Here is a 15846-nt window from a genome sequence, read left to right as displayed (position 1 = left end):
AATATAGTAATGATAAGATTAAAAGTAGAATTTGACATATATTTATTAACCAAGATTTTATCATTGCTATTGTTAGGGAAAGGAATAGAAAAGGAAAAAAGCAGAAAAAATAGAGAGGCAGGCAAAGACTTGATATTGAAGGTAATATTTATAAGATAGGCTCAATAGTTTGTTTTATTGCTACACCAGAATATAGAGGGAAAGGGATAGCCACAAAATGCTATAAATGATTTTAAAGAAAATTATTATAATATAATTAAGGCTTATCCTAAGTCAATAGGTAAAGCTAACGCTGAAAATAATCATGATCCATTAAAAATGTATTTAGATAATGATTTTGTATAAGTCGGTGGTAATGGAATTTTTGCTATTGTAAGAGAGGAAATATATTAAAAGGACTTGCTTAGACTTTTGTATTGTGAAGAATATTAGATAATTAGTTATAGCCATCAATTTAGGGGACTACTCCTAGACTGGTGGCTTTATAAATATTAACTAAAAACAGGGAGCGAAAAAACAATTTGATACGTCTAATAGGTGTAAGCGCGCCATAAGAGAGGAGGTAACTTATGGATTTCCTTTTGGTACCAGAGGAGAAGAAATCGGTTAAAGAACAGAATATAGAAAAAGAAATGCAAAGATTAATGGATACTTATGGCAATGATGTGCTAAGGACATCATATATGTATCTGAGAAATCTACAGAATGCTGAGGATGCTTTCCAAGAAGTGTTTATTAAGGTTTTTAATAAGCTTGAAAGTTTTAAAGGGGAAAGCAGTGAAAAAACTTGGATTATTAGAATAACAATTAATGTATGTAAAGATATGCTACGCGGTTCATGGTTTAAGAGAGTGTTGCTTACGGATAAGTTAAAAGATAAAAAAATAATTATAGGAATTGAAAATAGAATTATTAAAATAGAAGAGAATAAAATTTTATTTGAAGAAGTAATATCCCTATCACAGCGGTTTAAAGAGGTTATTATACTTTATTACTATCAGGATTGTAATACAACAGAAATAAGTAAAATTTTGAATGTTGCTGAAGGAACTGTAAGAAGTAGACTACACAGAGCGAGAGAGATACTTAAAACCAGGTTAGGAGGGAGGATTGACTTAAGTGAATAAGATAAAAGACTTTAAAAATATAGCAGATGATATTATGAGAGATATAAAAGTTAATGAAGAACTTAAGCAAAAGACTTTGATAAAATATGCAAATAAAAAGAATATTTCAATCAGTAAATTACTAATACCAGCTGCATGCTTTATATTAATTCTTGGAATCATAAATATATATCATATTCTAAAGCTAGAAAATAAAGAAAATCAAGATGAAGGTTTCACGAATAATATTATGATGAACGGTGAGCATAGTGAGTCAATTCTGGAGAGTTTTGGTAATAATATACTAAGTACTAAGGAGGAGAAAAAGTGGGCTATAGGTACACTTGATGATGCAAAAATAGATTTTGGAAGCTCTTTTATTATACCTACTTATATTCCACAAGACTATAAGCTTGAACAAATTAACGCTTCAGGTTTTGAGGAAGAAAAGGCATCTAAAATTGTTATTAGTTATTTTTCTGGGGATCAGTCATTTATTATTATTCAAGAAAAGACTCAAATAGAAAGTGAATTTGATAATTATGAGAAAGTTGATATTAATGGAAGTATAGGATTGTTAAAGTCAAATGCATCAATAGATATGGAAAATGAGGATAGCATTAATACTGATTTACATTGGTTTAAAAATGAAGTCCAATATTCAATTATAGGATTAATAACACAAGAAGAAGCAATTAAGATTGCAAGATCTATGAAATAATAAATTGGAGGCGGGATTTTTATGAAAAAATTTAAAATTATAAGGGCTATTATTTTGGGAATAGTTATAACAGTATTATCATCAAATGTGGTTTTCGCTGAAACAGCTGAAGATAATAAATCTGGAGATCAAATTATGCAAATCGCTGTTGTAGATGAAAACTTAGTTAAAAAGCAAGAAGAAATTGATGAGATTATTTTTAATAACAATAGTAAGGAAATTATTGATAAAGGCTTTAATGTAATAAGTACTAGCATAGTTGGTAACTTTGTTGAGGTTAGAATAGAGCCTTACAATGAAGAAAATGCTGAGCATCTATATAATATTCTTGGTAGAGATATGATTAATGTTGTTGAAGGGGAACAAGCAATACCAATAGCAAATGAAGATAGTAATACTGATGCTGAGTTTAAAATAACAAGTAGCGAAGATAATGTTCAAGATGCCGAACTTTATACCTCAAATGATATTAAGGTAAACGAGAATAAATATAATGGATTTATTGTGCTAGGGTTAGTATTAACGGTTGGTGCACTTGGTGGAGTTGCTATTTTATCTAGAAAGAGAAAAGTTAGCTTTAGAAGATGATTTTAAAGGGATGGCGGTAGTAATTTTTTGTTGCCAATATTTATAATGAGCAAAAAGATTTAAAGATAAAAAGCATCTCATAAGAGGTGCTTTTTATAAATTATAATTTTTGTACATTTACGGCCATAGGGCCTTTTTCATTTTCTTGTATATCAAAAGTTATGTTCTCTCCTTCGTGAAGATCTTTTTCAGGGCCTTTCTCTTTAATTTGAGAATGATGAACGAAAACATCATTTCCTTCATTACATGAAATGAAACCATATCCTTTTTCCATGCTATACCACTTTACTGTTCCAGTATATTTAGACATAAAAAACCTCCATTAATTTAATTATCATTACATAGTATCTATAAAAAAATATATTTTAAACTTTAAAATGAAATATTTTTTGTAAATTTGTAAAAACATCTACTATTTCATGCCTATATCAATAATAAGGGGAAGTTAGCCAATTTATGGGTAAATATAGATAATTAATAAAATGAAGAATTAAAAATAAAGGACTATAATATAAGGAGATTTATAAAAAAGATATTGAGAATTTATTAGGGGAGATGTTAAAAGTGTTAGATATCTTAATAAAAAATGGATTAATAGTAGATGGAACAGGAAATCCCGCTTATATTATGGACTTAGGAATTAGAGACGGAAAAATAGTTAAAATTCAAAGCAATATAAATGATGATTCCAAGAAGATTATAGATGCAGATGGACTTGTAGTTTCACCAGGATTTATAGATGTTCATAGTCATAATGATTTAATTCCTTTTATGGATAAAGATATGCAAAGTCTTAAAATAAGGCAAGGTGTTACTACGGAATTAGTAGGACAATGTGGATTAGGTGTTATACCTTGTATAGAAGATGAAAGTAAGCTTTGGAAAAATTATATAAAAGGAGTTGTAGGATGTCCTAATATAAAATTTGATTTTAGGGATGTTAATGATTATTTTAAAAAGATAAGTGGAAAAGGGATAAAAAATAATTATGCAGTACTTATATCGCATGGAGCAATTAGGGCTAAAGTAATGGGATTTAATCCTTCAGAAGCTTCAAATTATGAAATTAAAGAAATGTGTGTCTTAATTGAAGATGCAATGAAGCAAGGGGTTATAGGCATGTCTTTGGGCCTTCAATATATGCCCGGAATTTATAGTGGGAGAGAGGAATTAATAGAGTTATGTAAGGTTATTGAAAAATACAATGGTATAGTTATGGTTCATGTAAGAAATCATGATAGAAACATAATAAAAGCTATAAATGAAGTAATTGATGTATCTAAGGTTTCAGGGGTAAAGATTCATATATCTCATATGAGGTCTTATGATTCAAAGGAGCTTGGATGTATTGCAGATAAATTAATTAATTTAGTTGATAATGCCATAAAAGATGGAATTAATATTACTTTTGATGAGCATCTTTATACTTCAGGAAGTACTTTAATGACTCAGCTTCTACCACCATGGATAACTGAAAAAGGAAATGAAGCCATGTTAGATATGCTTAAGGACAATGAAGTTATAGAAAATATAAAGAAGGAACTTGAAGATTTAGATACTAATTATGAGGGATGGGATAATTATAGTGCTATTGCTACTTGGGATGGAATACTAATAACATCATTAAATAAAGAAGAAAACTTGAAGTATATGGGTAGAACAGTTGAAGAGTTAGCAAGAGAACAAAATATTCATCCAGTTAATTTTATTGCTAAGTTACTTATATCTGAAGAAGGCGGGGTTGGAATAGTAACATTAAATATTTTTTCAGAAGAGGATACCATAAAGCTTATAAAACATCCTCTTGGAATGATTGGTTCAGATAGTATTCCCGCTGGAGACCCACATCCTAGATTATATGGAAACTATCCATTATTTATAAGTAAATATGTTAGAGGTAAAAAAGCGCTAACTTTAGAAGAAGGAATTTATAAGTGCACCTTATTACCAGCAAAAACCTTAGGATTAAAACAGATAGGAGTGTTAAGAGAAGGGAAAAATGCAGATATAACTATATTTGATTTTAATAATATAGTTGGGTATGAAGACTATATTATTAAATCTAAGAGTCCTAAAGGAATAAAATATGTGATAATTAATGGAAAGTTATCTATGGATAATGAGTTAATACTAGACAATAAAAATGGGAATATAATCAAAAAATAAAACTATTTTATAGTAGATGATTATATATATTCAAATACTATAGAGCATTTTGTATCCTGTTTATTTGTATTAGTTTTTATAATATTTTGAAATGTAATTTAATATATGTATTGACAGATATATGAAAAGGGTATAAACTATATTTAAAATTTAATAAATGCCTCACTTTTATATGTGGGGTAGAGGCGCAAAATTTAACAGTCTTTAGTGGAGCTTGAGAAGGTGATGAAACTATTGAGAAGGAAATTTTGCCGAAGCTTGTAATATTTCTCAGTATTACTTGCTGGGTCTGCAATTAAGAGTTGCAGGACTGTCTTAATAAACTTCCCGGTTTATTAAGTTGTGCTATCTCAAATGGGAAAGATGAGGATTAGGTTATCTGTAAGATTGGACCTGAGCTTTGCTCAGGTATTTTTTATAGAATCTTATCTGAATATTTAAGATAGCACCAACCCAAGAATTAAGGGTTGGTTTTTTTATTATAAAAAAGGAGAGGATTCAATATGAAGAAAAAATTATCACTATTAATTTCACTATCATTAGTAGCAATACTAATACTAACAGGTTGTGGCTCAGGAAAGTCAGCAAAAAATGAAAATGTATTTAGGGTAGGCATGGAAGCTGGGTATCCGCCATTTAATTGGACACAAATGGATGATTCAAATGGAGCAGTAAAAATAGAAGGAAGTTCAGAGTACGCAGGTGGATATGATGTTGAAATTGCAAAGAAAATAGCAGAAGGGCTAGGCAAAGAATTAGTAATTGTTAAAACTGAGTGGGACGGACTGGTGCCTGCATTAACTTCAGGAAAAATAGATGCAATTATTGCAGGGATGTCTCCTACAGAAGATCGTAAGGAAACAATTGATTTTTCAAATAACTATTATCAATCACAATTAGTTATGGTAGTTAAAAACAATGGGAAATATACAAATGCTAAAAGTCTAGCAGATTTTAATGGAGCGAAAGTTACTGCTCAATTAAATACATTCCATTATTCAGTAATAGATCAAATTGAAGGCGTAAAGAAACAAGAAGCTATGGATAACTTTCCAGCAATGAGAGTTGCACTTGAATCAGGAGTAATTGATGCATATGTATCAGAAAAGCCAGATGCTACAAGTGCTCAAGCTGCAAATTCAAACTTCAAAATGATTGAACTTGAAAATGGATTTGTTACAAATCCAGAGGATACACAAACAGCAGTGGGAATTAATAAAAACAGTGATTTAACTGAAAAAATAAATGAAATTTTATCAGGAATATCAGAAGAAGAGCAAGTGAATATAATGGCAGAAGCTGTTAAGAATCAACCAGCAGCTCAATAAATTTTATAGAATGGGTTATAAAATATAATAACCCATTCTAAACTTACAACTTGCTTTTATTTTAGGAGGATTGAAATGAGTATTGAATGGATAATAAAAATACTTCAAGATAATTTACCGATGTTCTTACGAGGGGCAGGTATGACACTTTTAATTTCCATAATAGGAACCTTGATAGGAACTTTAATAGGTTTATTAGTTGGTGTTATAAGAACAATTCCTGTTCCAGAGAGGGGTATAAAGAAAGTATTTCTTAAAATAATAAATATAATTCTTTCTATTTATATAGAATTCTTTAGAGGAACGCCTATGATTGTACAAGCTATGGTAATTTATTATGGGTCTGCACAATTTTTAGGAATAGATATAAATAAAATAGTAGCAGCATTATTTATAGTATCTATTAATACAGGTGCATATATGTCAGAAATAGTAAGAGGTGGTATAGTATCAGTAGATAAGGGACAATTTGAAGCAGCTCAAGCTATTGGAATGACTCATTCTCAAACGATGATTAATGTAGTATTACCACAAGTAATTCGTAACATTTTACCAGCAACAGGCAATGAATTTGTAATTAATATTAAAGATACATCAGTTCTTAATGTAATTTCTGTTTCTGAGTTATTTTTCCAAACTAAATCAATTGCGGGAAATAACTTCAGATATTTTGAATCTTTCTTTGTTGCATGTTTTATTTATTTCATAATGACTTATACAGTAACTAGAATATTAAGAGCAATAGAAAGAAAGCTAGATGGGCCAGATAATTATATTATGGCAGGAAATCAAATGCAAGTAGAAAGACCTGAAGATATGTTGCGTAAATCAAAAGACAATGTAGTGGCGTAATGGAGGAAAAGTTATGAAAAAAGTAATTGATATAAAGCATTTAAATAAATCTTTTGGATCTCACGAAGTATTAAAGGATATTAACTTTTCAGTAGATAAAGGAGAAGTTGTTTGTATAATAGGTTCTTCTGGATCAGGAAAATCAACATTATTACGTTGTATTAATATTTTAGAGAAACCAACTGGTGGTGAAATAATATATAATGGAGAAAATATTTTAGATGATAATCACAATATATATAAATATAGAACTAAGCTAGGAATGGTTTTTCAGCAGTTTAATTTATTTAATAATCATAATGTATTAAGTAACTGTGTAGTTGGACAAATGAAAGTCCTAAATAGATCAAAAGAAGAAGCCGAAAAAGTTGCTATGAAATATTTAGATGTTGTCGGAATGGGAAATTTTATTAATGCTAAGCCTAAACAATTATCAGGTGGTCAGAAACAACGTGTTGCTATAGCAAGGGCTTTATCGATGGAACCGGATGTTATTCTTTTTGATGAGCCAACATCAGCTCTTGATCCAGAAATGGTAGGAGAAGTTCTTAAAGTTATGAAAGAGCTTGCTGAAACTGGTCTTACAATGTTAGTTGTAACACATGAGATGGGATTTGCAAAAGAAGTATCTGATCGTGTAGTGTTTATGAACAATGGTATTATTGAAGAAGAAGGAACTCCAGAGCAAATATTTAATAATCCAGTAAAAGAACGCACACGTGAATTTTTAAAACGTACGTTAAATAATATCTAAAGAAAACTACTATCAAAAATTTGATAGTAGTTTTCCTTATTTTTAAAATAGATTTAAAAATGCAAATAAAATACATATATTAAATGATAAAATTTATCATCTTTTATCTAAATTTAGAATAAAAAAATACGATAACTTAATTATATAGAATAAAATAAAGTTTGTGTATAAGGGGGATAAAAGGAATATGAAAAAGACAATAAAGAAGGAAATAATTCAACTTTTAATTTTCACATCAATAATACCAATAATAGTAATTTTTATAGCAAATTTTTATTCACTTAATAAAAGTATTAATGAATTTACAGATTCAGCAATTAAAAGTAGTATTAATTTATTAAATGAGGAATTAGTAAATATTCATTTAAATAGTGATAGAGATGTTGATTATTTAGCATTAGATGCTAATGCTAAAGGAATAAAAGAAAATAAAAATAATGAAGCATTATGGTTTGAAAAAACTTTACAAAATTATACTAAAGTAAATGATGATGTTGTTTCAGCATATATTGGAAGTGAGGATGGAAAGTTTTTATTATCCCCTTATGAAGATATGGGAAGTGATTATGATCCGAGAAATAGAGAATGGTACAAAAAAGCTGTAAATAACCCATCAGAAGTTATAATGTCAGAGCCTTACGAAGATGCACTTAATAAGAGGATTGTAGTTACTTATTCTAGGGCTGTATTTAATGATATAGGAGAACTCCAAGGAGTAATAGCAATAGATAAAAATTTAGAAAAATTATCTGAGATAGTTAGAAATATCGATTTAGGAGAAGGAGCATTTACGACTATATTTAGTAAGGATGGAACTATTATTGCAAATAATGATTCTAGCTTAATTGGAAAAAATGCCAAGGATATTCCTTGGATAGAAAAGGTAGTTAATATTGAAAATAACACTAGTGAATATTTGAAATTGGATGGAATAACTTATCTAAGCTATAGATCTATAGAAAGTGAGAGCGGATTAAATATGGCTGCTTTTATTCCAGTTAGTGAGCTTATAAAATCATATGTGGAGGATCTTATATTATCAATAATAGTATTTATATCTATTGTAATACTTGTAATTATATCTTCAAAAATATATACAGGTAAATTAACTAAACCAATAAGACAAGTTGTAGATGTATTAAATAAGATAAAAAATGGAGATTTTACAGAAAAGGTAGAAAGTAAGATCCATTATAATAAGGAAATAGATTCAATGATTAATGGATTAAATACTCTAATAGAGGATATGGGAGTATTATTATCTGGAGTGAAGGAAGCATCGGAAAAAGTAAATTGTGGCTCTGAAACTTTATTTGGTATTATTTCAGAATCAAGTAATGTAGGAGAAGAAGTAGCAAAATCTGTTCAACAAATAGCAGAGGGGGCTACAAATCAAGCAGCCCAATTAGATGAAGGTGTAAGAGTAGTTGGAGAATTAGAGGATGAAGTAAATAGGTCAATAGAAAGCTCAGATAGGATGCTAAATACTTCAAAGGAAGTTAAAATATCTTCTACTGAAGGAATAGTTGCAATAGAAAATTTAAGTGAGATATATGAAAAAAATAAAGAAGCAAGTGAGAATATGGCTTTAAAGGTTGATATGCTATCAACTAAATCTGAAGAAATTGGAATTATAATTGATGCAATTAAGTCAATTACTGAACAAACAAACCTTTTGGCATTAAATGCAAGCATAGAGGCTGCAAGGGCTGGTGAAGTTGGGAGAGGATTTGCTGTTGTAGCTGAAGAAGTAAGAAAGCTTGCAGAAGAATCAGCAAAGTCAGCTACAGAAATAAATAGTGTTATAGGAGAAATAAAAGGAAATATAAAAGAGATTTATGAAGACACAGTAACAACTAGAAAATTAAACGATGATACTCAAGCGAGTTTATTAAAAACAAAAGAGAAATTTGGAGTAATAGATAATAATATAAATGAATTAGAAGAAAATATAAAAGAGGTTACTTATTCTTTAGATAAGATAACACAAAGTAAGGATACTGTGGTTTATAAAATTTCAGAGGTAGCTGCTGTGTCACAGGAAACAGCAGCAATTACAGAAGAAGTGAGTGCTGCTTCAGAAGAGCAGTCATCTGGGTTGCAGGAGATGGCTGGAGAAGCAGAAACATTAAAAGATTACTCAGAAATATTAAATAATTTAATCAAGAAATTTAAAATGTAATTTAAAAAGTGGTTCACGAAACGTGAGCCACTTTTTAAGGAAATAAAGCTTACTTGAAATTGAATAAATTTTATATTAAATAGATTTCTGAGACTGTGCCTTTTTTATTTCAAAATATAGAGTAAAGACAATAATACACAATATTTACAAGAAATTTGTACATGGAACCATATTTTAAATAATTCATAGTATAAATATTGTAATAAATAAATCTGGAGGGTTGCATGAATTCATTTTATATAGGTAACATGAGAAATGATAGTGAAGTTAGAAGTTTTCCACCACAACATCAAGATGTTCAACCAGGAATAGAGTCAATAATGAATCCAAGACCCATATTTGATAATCCTAATTATATGGGTTGTGGAAAGTTGAAGGATAAGGTTGCGATAATAACAGGTGGTGATAGTGGAATTGGAAGAGCTACAGCAGTTGCTTTTGCAAAAGAAGGGGCAGAAATAGTAATAGTATATTTATATGAAAAAGAAGATGCAGAAGAAACTAAAGAATATATAGAGAAATATGGTAGTGAGTGTTTAAATTTAGAAGGAGATATTAGTGAGGAGAGTTTTTGCAAGGAAATTGTAGAAAGAACAATTGAGAGATTTGGTAAAGTGGACATATTAGTAAATAATGCTGGCGTTCAATTTCCGCAAAAAAGTATAGAGGATATAACAGCTGAGCAGTTAGAGCTAACTTTTAAAGTTAATGTTTTTCCTATGTTTTATTTAACTAAAGCGGCATTACCGTATTTAAAAAGAGGAAGCTCTATTATAAATACTACATCTGTTACAGCATATCAAGGGCATAAAGAGCTCATAGATTATTCAGCTACAAAAGGAGCAATAACAGCTTTTACTAGGTCATTATCTCAATCTCTAGTGGATAAAGGAATAAGAGTTAATGGGGTAGCTCCAGGACCAATTTGGACTCCGTTAATAGTGTCGAGCTTTTCATCAGAAGAAGTAGCTACATTTGGTTCAGATACTCCAATGAAAAGAGCTGGTGAGCCATATGAATTAGCTCCAGCGTATGTATATTTAGCATCTGACGATTCAAGTTATGTGACTGGACAAGTTATTCATGTAAATGGGGGAACGATGGTGGAAAGTTAAATTACAGCTTTACTAATAAAGTTGAAGTAGTATATAAGTGATGTTATAATTTATGATATATTACATTAAAATGCTTCGAATTATGTCGAAGCTTTTTTAATATAAATAAAGATGCATCTAGGAGGAAATGAAAAAGTGTCGAGTTCTTTACAAACTAAAAAATCATTGGCAAAATCTTTGAAAAAATTAATGAGATCAACTCCATTACATAAAATATCAGTAAAAGATGTAGTTAAAGATTGCAATTTAAATAGACAAACGTTCTATTATCATTTTCATGATATATATGAGCTTGTAGAGTGGATATATAAAACAGAAGCTATTGAAAGTATAGCTGAATATAAAAGTTATAATACATGGATTGATGGTTTTTATAAAATATTTTTATATATAGAAGGCAATAAGGAATTTTGTTATAACACATTGAATTCATTAAGTAGAACTCACCTAGATATGTATCTTTTTTCTGTAATAAATGGTTTACTTATGGGAGTTATTAATGAAATATCTAGTGATATGATCATAAAAATAGAAGACAAAAAATTCATGGCAGATTTCTATACTCATGCATTTGCAGGGTTGGTGATACAGTGGATGAAAGATGGAATGAAGGAAGACCCTAAGGTGTTAATAGAGAAACTAAAAGAGTTAATAGAGGGGAATTTTGTAATAGCACTAAAGCGATATCAACAAATGATTTAAGAACTTATAAATTATTTTGCAATAATAGTTATAGATGTATTATTTATAACGATCTATTCATAATGGATAGATCGCTTTTTTATATTTTTAAATACTTTAAATTAGTTAATTTCTAAGTATGTATTATATAGAATAATCAAAGTATAGGAACAATGAATAAAGTATTACATATTATAGAAAAAACTATTATATAGAGGAAGAGAATGTTTATAAAATTTGAGGATATTAATAATATAAAGCTTATAGACGTTAGAACAAAATCAGAATTTTTAGAGATGAATATGACTCAATATAATATTCCAGTAATAAATGAGAAACAGCATCAAAGAATAAAAAGGTTCTATCCATTAGCTATCTTCATTATAGTTAAAAGTATAATAAAAAATAGAGAAGGAATAAAAGAACTATTAATAGAAGTATCTAATAATAAAAGTGAAGAAGTTATAATTGCATGCTCAAGAGGAAGACTAAGAAGCCCTATTACTTATATATATGCAAGGCTTATTGGAATAAAATGTAGGATTTTATGGGGTGGGTTAAAGAAAAGATATTTATTAAAGAAGGGTATTAGATAAAGTATTTTTATAATTATTTCTAATACCTTTCTAATATCCTTTATATTATAATATGTTATAAAAATAACTATTATAGACAAGGTGTATTAAAAGGTTTACAATTTATTTGGGGAATATTATATAAAAAATATAAATATTATTTACTAAAAGTAAAATAAATAGTATTTATATTTCAATATACAAAAATATGTATATTGAAATTGGAAAATAGATTTTTCTTAATTTATATAGAAGAATTTAAAACATAATAAATCATGGGAGATGAATATATGAATACTATAGTTTGTATCAAGCAGGTACCAGGAACATCAAAAGTTGAAGTTGATGAAAAAACAGGAGTCTTAAAAAGAGATGGAATAGATACAAAGATGAATCCATATGATCTTTATGCATTAGAAACTGCCTTTAATATTAAAGAAAAAAAGGGTGGAAGTATAAGTGTAATAAGTATGGGGCCACCTCAAGCTATGGAGGTAATAAGAGAAGCTTTTTCAATGGGAGCTGATAATGGGGTGTTAATATCAGATAGAAAATTTGCAGGTGCAGATGTTTTAGCAACATCATATACAATATCACAAGGAATAAGAAAAACAGGGGATTTTGATTTGATTATTTGTGGTAAGCAAACAACTGATGGAGATACAGCCCAAGTTGGACCAGAGATAGCTGAGTATTTAGGGATTCCACATGTAGCTAATGTTAGAAAAATATTAGAAATAGAAAATGATTATATAACAGTTGAGATGGACATGCCAAATACAGTAGAAATTGTTGAGGTTAAATATCCTTGTTTATTAACAGTAGAAAAGGATATATTTGAGCCAAGATTGCCTTCATACAGAAAAAAAATAGAATCAAAGGATAGAGAAATTAAAGTAATATCATTAAGTGATTTTGAAGATAAAGATGAAAATAAATATGGATTGAATGGTTCGCCAACTCAAGTTGAAAGAATTTTTCCTCCTGAATCTAATTCATATCATGAAAAATGGAATGAGAATTCAGATGAAATAAGTAAAAATATATTTAATAAGCTAAAAGAATTAAAGTTTATTTAGGAGGAATATATATGTCTAAGTTAGTTGTAAATCAAGATAAAGTAATAAATATAGATGAGATTATTAAAATTTGTCCATTTGGAGCTTTAGAAAATATTAATGGAAAATTAGATATTAATTCTAATTGTAAGATGTGTAAGTTGTGTGTGAAGAAGGGACCGAAAGGTGCTGTAGAATATATAGAAGAAGAAAAAGTATTGATAGACAAGAGTAAGTGGAATGGAATAGCAGTATATGTGGATCATGTTGATGGAGATATACATCCTGTTACATTTGAACTTATAGGAAAGGCTAGGGAGTTAGCTAGTAAAGTAAAACAAGAAGTATATTGCATATTTATAGGCCATAATATATCTGGAAAAGCAAAAGAATTATTGCACTATGGGGTAGATAAGGTATATGTATATGACGATGAAAGTCTAAACAATTTTAGAATAGAACCATATACGGCAATGTTTGAGAGTTTTATAGATGAAGTTAAACCATCTGTTATATTAGTTGGAGCAACTACTGTGGGAAGGTCATTAGCACCAAGAGTAGCAGCAAGATATAGAACTGGTTTGACAGCAGATTGTACAGTTTTAGATATAAAGGAAAATACAGATTTAATACAAATAAGACCAGCTTTTGGTGGAAATATTATGGCTCAAATAATTACACCTAATTCAAGGCCACAATTAGCTACAGTTAGGTATAAGGTTATGTCTGCGCCTATTAGAAGTGAAGAATCTACAGGAAAATTAATAATTTGTGATGTTAATAAAAATAAAATATCTTCAAATATTAATGTAAAAAGTATAGTTGATAAAAAGAAAGAGCATAGCATATCAGAAGCTGATGTTTTAGTTATAGCTGGAAGAGGAATAAAGTCAGAAAAAGATATGAGTATGATAAGGGAGTTAGCAGATTTGCTTGGGGGAGAAGTTGCTGTTACAAGGCCATTAATTGAATCTGGATGGGAAGATGCTAGTAAGCAAGTTGGATTAAGTGGAAGAACTGTTAGAGCTAAACTAATAATAACATGCGGAGTGTCTGGAGCAGTTCAATTTACTGCAGGTATGAATAACTCTGATTATATATTTGCTATAAATAACGATGAAAAGGCACCAATATTTAAGGTTGCACACTATGGAATAGTAGGAGATATATATGAAATAATTCCTAAGTTAATTCAAAAGATTAAGGGAGATGGAGGGGAAGAGCATGCAATATAATAAAGTATTAGAAAAAAATATAAAAGAAATAAAAGGCTTAATAAATGATAATGATAGAATTTTTTATGGAGAAAATATAAATGAAGATTATAGTCATGATGAATTAGGATTTGTTAGAAAGTTTCCAGAGATAGTAGTTAAGGTTTCTACTACTGAAGAAGTGTCAAATATCATGAAGTATGCTTATGAAAATAATATACCAGTTACAGCAAGAGGATCTGGAACTGGGTTAGTTGGAGCGTGTGTACCTCTTAATGGCGGAATAATCATAGATTTAAGCGGAATGAATAACATATTAGAGTTAGATGAAGAAAATTTAACTTTAACAGTAGAGCCAGGAGTTTTACTAATGGAAATAGGAAAGTTCGTTCAAGAGCATGATTTATTTTACCCACCAGATCCAGGGGAAAAGACAGCCACAATAGGTGGAAATATAAGTACTAATGCAGGCGGGATGAGAGCAGTAAAGTATGGAGTAACGAGAGATTACGTTAGGGGATTAGAAGTTGTAACTCCAAAAGGAGATATTCTAAATCTAGGGGGAAAGGTTGTTAAAAATAGCTCCGGATATAGTATTAAAGATTTAATAATTGGATCAGAGGGAACATTAGGAATAATAACTAAAGCAACATTAAAGTTATTACCACTACCTAAGAAGTCCATAAGCTTGCTAGTACCATTTAAAGAATTGGAAAATGCAATTGAAACTGTACCTAAAATAATTAAATCAAAATCAGTACCAACAGCTATTGAATTTATGCAAGGAGAAGTAATACTTGCAGCGGAAGAATATCTAGGCAAGAAATTCCCAGATCATAGTTCAGATGCTTATTTATTATTAACTTTTGATGGTAACTCAAAAGAGGAAATAGAGAAGAATTATGAAAAGGTTGCAGATATATGTTTAAATGAAGGAGCTATAGATGTATTTATATCAGATACAGAAGAAAGACAAGAGGCTATTTGGTCTGCAAGAGGAGCTTTTTTAGAAGCTATAAAGTCATCTACAACTGAAATGGATGAAGTAGATGTAGTAGTTCCAAGAAATAAGGTTGCTGGTTTTGTAAAATTTACTCATAAGCTTCAAGAAGAGTATGAAATAAGAATAAAGAGCTTTGGACATGCTGGAGATGGAAACTTACACGTTTATATATTAAAAGATGATTTAAGTGAAGATGAATGGCAAACAAAACTTAACGATGTAATGAAAAGAATGTATGATAAAGCTAAAGAATTATCAGGGCAAGTATCTGGAGAGCATGGTATAGGATATGCGAAAAAGAAATATTTGAGTGACTCTTTAAGTGAGGAAAATATAGAAATTATGAGAGGAATAAAATTAGTATTTGATCCTAAGAATATATTAAATCCAGGAAAAGTATGCTATTAATATCAAATTGTCTAGTAACACTATTGTTACTAGACAATTTAATTTTAATTAGAAAATAATCCTAATTAATTTGCTGTTTTATAATTATAAGGCTT

At 29.3% G+C, this 15846-nt stretch carries 16 protein-coding genes and 1 riboswitch; of the genes, 15 read left to right on the top strand and 1 reads right to left on the bottom strand.

All coding sequences use genetic code 11. The annotated features are described in order from the left end of the window. Nucleotides 1-9: 9 nt before the first annotated feature. The 4 genes from J2Z25_RS13995 to J2Z25_RS13980 all read left to right on the top strand — a co-directional run bounded on the left by J2Z25_RS13995 (nucleotide 10) and on the right by J2Z25_RS13980 (nucleotide 2415). Entirely contained in the window at nucleotides 10-159 is a 150-nt protein-coding gene (locus tag J2Z25_RS13995) for a hypothetical protein (RefSeq protein ID WP_209741044.1), read from the top strand. Between the two features lie 410 nt (nucleotides 160-569). Next, nucleotides 570-1127 carry a sigma-70 family RNA polymerase sigma factor gene (locus J2Z25_RS13990; RefSeq protein ID WP_176494822.1) on the top strand — a complete coding sequence of 186 codons (558 nt, stop codon included), beginning with the start codon at nucleotides 570-572 and terminating at the stop codon, nucleotides 1125-1127. Next, entirely contained in the window at nucleotides 1120-1827 is a 708-nt protein-coding gene (locus J2Z25_RS13985; RefSeq protein WP_209741043.1) for a DUF4367 domain-containing protein, read from the top strand. Before J2Z25_RS13990 ends, J2Z25_RS13985 begins: the two co-directional genes overlap by 8 nt. 21 nt (nucleotides 1828-1848) lie before the next feature. Continuing rightward, nucleotides 1849-2415 carry a hypothetical protein gene (locus J2Z25_RS13980; RefSeq protein ID WP_209741042.1) on the top strand — a complete coding sequence of 189 codons (567 nt, stop codon included), beginning with the start codon at nucleotides 1849-1851 and terminating at the stop codon, nucleotides 2413-2415. 100 nt (nucleotides 2416-2515) lie between these two features. Here the strand turns inward: J2Z25_RS13980 and J2Z25_RS13975 are convergent, their stop codons facing one another. Next, nucleotides 2516-2725 carry a cold-shock protein gene (locus tag J2Z25_RS13975; protein ID WP_008676302.1) on the bottom strand — a complete coding sequence of 70 codons (210 nt, stop codon included), beginning with the start codon at nucleotides 2723-2725 and terminating at the stop codon, nucleotides 2516-2518. Nucleotides 2726-2979: 254 nt separating this feature from the next. Between J2Z25_RS13975 and J2Z25_RS13970 the strand changes: the two genes are divergently transcribed. The 11 genes from J2Z25_RS13970 (at nucleotide 2980) to J2Z25_RS13920 (ending at nucleotide 15751) form a co-directional block, all read left to right on the top strand. Continuing rightward, nucleotides 2980-4581 (top strand): N-acyl-D-amino-acid deacylase family protein, encoded by a 1602-nt coding sequence (locus J2Z25_RS13970; RefSeq protein ID WP_209741041.1) that lies wholly within the window; start codon nucleotides 2980-2982, stop codon nucleotides 4579-4581. A 172-nt stretch (nucleotides 4582-4753) separates the two neighbouring features. Further along, a riboswitch (Lysine riboswitch) is annotated at nucleotides 4754-4937 on the top strand. Between the two features lie 147 nt (nucleotides 4938-5084). Then, nucleotides 5085-5909 (top strand): transporter substrate-binding domain-containing protein, encoded by an 825-nt coding sequence (locus J2Z25_RS13965; RefSeq protein WP_209741040.1) that lies wholly within the window; start codon nucleotides 5085-5087, stop codon nucleotides 5907-5909. A gap of 75 nt (nucleotides 5910-5984) precedes the next feature. Further along, entirely contained in the window at nucleotides 5985-6761 is a 777-nt protein-coding gene (locus J2Z25_RS13960; protein ID WP_035284828.1) for an amino acid ABC transporter permease, read from the top strand. Between the two features lie 13 nt (nucleotides 6762-6774). Beyond that, on the top strand, nucleotides 6775-7515 hold the full coding sequence (locus J2Z25_RS13955) for an amino acid ABC transporter ATP-binding protein (protein WP_097033538.1): 741 nt from the start codon (nucleotides 6775-6777) through the stop codon (nucleotides 7513-7515). A gap of 187 nt (nucleotides 7516-7702) precedes the next feature. Beyond that, a complete protein-coding gene (locus tag J2Z25_RS13950) occupies nucleotides 7703-9697 on the top strand; it encodes a methyl-accepting chemotaxis protein (protein WP_209741039.1) in 1995 nt (664 codons plus the stop codon). Nucleotides 9698-9921: 224 nt separating this feature from the next. Then, nucleotides 9922-10812, top strand: a complete 891-nt coding sequence (locus J2Z25_RS13945; RefSeq protein ID WP_209741038.1) for an SDR family oxidoreductase — start codon at nucleotides 9922-9924, stop codon at nucleotides 10810-10812. Between the two features lie 135 nt (nucleotides 10813-10947). Further along, nucleotides 10948-11514 (top strand): dihydroxyacetone kinase transcriptional activator DhaS, encoded by a 567-nt coding sequence (gene dhaS / locus J2Z25_RS13940; RefSeq protein ID WP_097034167.1) that lies wholly within the window; start codon nucleotides 10948-10950, stop codon nucleotides 11512-11514. 203 nt (nucleotides 11515-11717) lie between these two features. Beyond that, nucleotides 11718-12089 (top strand): rhodanese-like domain-containing protein, encoded by a 372-nt coding sequence (locus tag J2Z25_RS13935; RefSeq protein ID WP_209741037.1) that lies wholly within the window; start codon nucleotides 11718-11720, stop codon nucleotides 12087-12089. Nucleotides 12090-12358: 269 nt separating this feature from the next. Then, a complete protein-coding gene (locus J2Z25_RS13930) occupies nucleotides 12359-13147 on the top strand; it encodes an electron transfer flavoprotein subunit beta/FixA family protein (RefSeq protein ID WP_209741036.1) in 789 nt (262 codons plus the stop codon). Between the two features lie 11 nt (nucleotides 13148-13158). Beyond that, a complete protein-coding gene (locus tag J2Z25_RS13925; protein WP_209741035.1) occupies nucleotides 13159-14361 on the top strand; it encodes an electron transfer flavoprotein subunit alpha in 1203 nt (400 codons plus the stop codon). Next, on the top strand, nucleotides 14351-15751 hold the full coding sequence (locus tag J2Z25_RS13920) for an FAD-binding oxidoreductase (protein WP_209741034.1): 1401 nt from the start codon (nucleotides 14351-14353) through the stop codon (nucleotides 15749-15751). The genes J2Z25_RS13925 and J2Z25_RS13920 overlap by 11 nt, the downstream gene beginning before the upstream one ends. The last annotated feature ends 95 nt before the right edge of the window (nucleotides 15752-15846 follow it).

Origin of the sequence: Clostridium tertium (assembly GCF_017873245.1) — a bacterium.
GTDB classification, from domain to species: domain Bacteria; phylum Bacillota; class Clostridia; order Clostridiales; family Clostridiaceae; genus Clostridium; species Clostridium tertium.
Note: the sequence above shows the minus strand (reverse complement) of the source record. Positions and strands in the feature narration are given on the sequence as shown.

What these genes read in the sequence shown, in the direction of transcription:
- J2Z25_RS13995 (WP_209741044.1), top strand. Translation starts at nt 10, where the DNA reads ATGATAAGATTAAAAGTAGAATTTGACATATATTTATTAACCAAGATT.
- J2Z25_RS13990 (WP_176494822.1), top strand. Translation starts at nt 570, where the DNA reads ATGGATTTCCTTTTGGTACCAGAGGAGAAGAAATCGGTTAAAGAACAG.
- J2Z25_RS13980 (WP_209741042.1), top strand. Translation starts at nt 1,849, where the DNA reads ATGAAAAAATTTAAAATTATAAGGGCTATTATTTTGGGAATAGTTATA.
- J2Z25_RS13975 (WP_008676302.1), bottom strand. Translation starts at nt 2,725, where the DNA reads ATGTCTAAATATACTGGAACAGTAAAGTGGTATAGCATGGAAAAAGGA.
- J2Z25_RS13965 (WP_209741040.1), top strand. Translation starts at nt 5,085, where the DNA reads ATGAAGAAAAAATTATCACTATTAATTTCACTATCATTAGTAGCAATA.
- J2Z25_RS13960 (WP_035284828.1), top strand. Translation starts at nt 5,985, where the DNA reads ATGAGTATTGAATGGATAATAAAAATACTTCAAGATAATTTACCGATG.
- J2Z25_RS13955 (WP_097033538.1), top strand. Translation starts at nt 6,775, where the DNA reads ATGAAAAAAGTAATTGATATAAAGCATTTAAATAAATCTTTTGGATCT.
- J2Z25_RS13950 (WP_209741039.1), top strand. Translation starts at nt 7,703, where the DNA reads ATGAAAAAGACAATAAAGAAGGAAATAATTCAACTTTTAATTTTCACA.
- J2Z25_RS13945 (WP_209741038.1), top strand. Translation starts at nt 9,922, where the DNA reads ATGAATTCATTTTATATAGGTAACATGAGAAATGATAGTGAAGTTAGA.
- J2Z25_RS13935 (WP_209741037.1), top strand. Translation starts at nt 11,718, where the DNA reads ATGTTTATAAAATTTGAGGATATTAATAATATAAAGCTTATAGACGTT.
- J2Z25_RS13930 (WP_209741036.1), top strand. Translation starts at nt 12,359, where the DNA reads ATGAATACTATAGTTTGTATCAAGCAGGTACCAGGAACATCAAAAGTT.
- J2Z25_RS13925 (WP_209741035.1), top strand. Translation starts at nt 13,159, where the DNA reads ATGTCTAAGTTAGTTGTAAATCAAGATAAAGTAATAAATATAGATGAG.
- J2Z25_RS13920 (WP_209741034.1), top strand. Translation starts at nt 14,351, where the DNA reads ATGCAATATAATAAAGTATTAGAAAAAAATATAAAAGAAATAAAAGGC.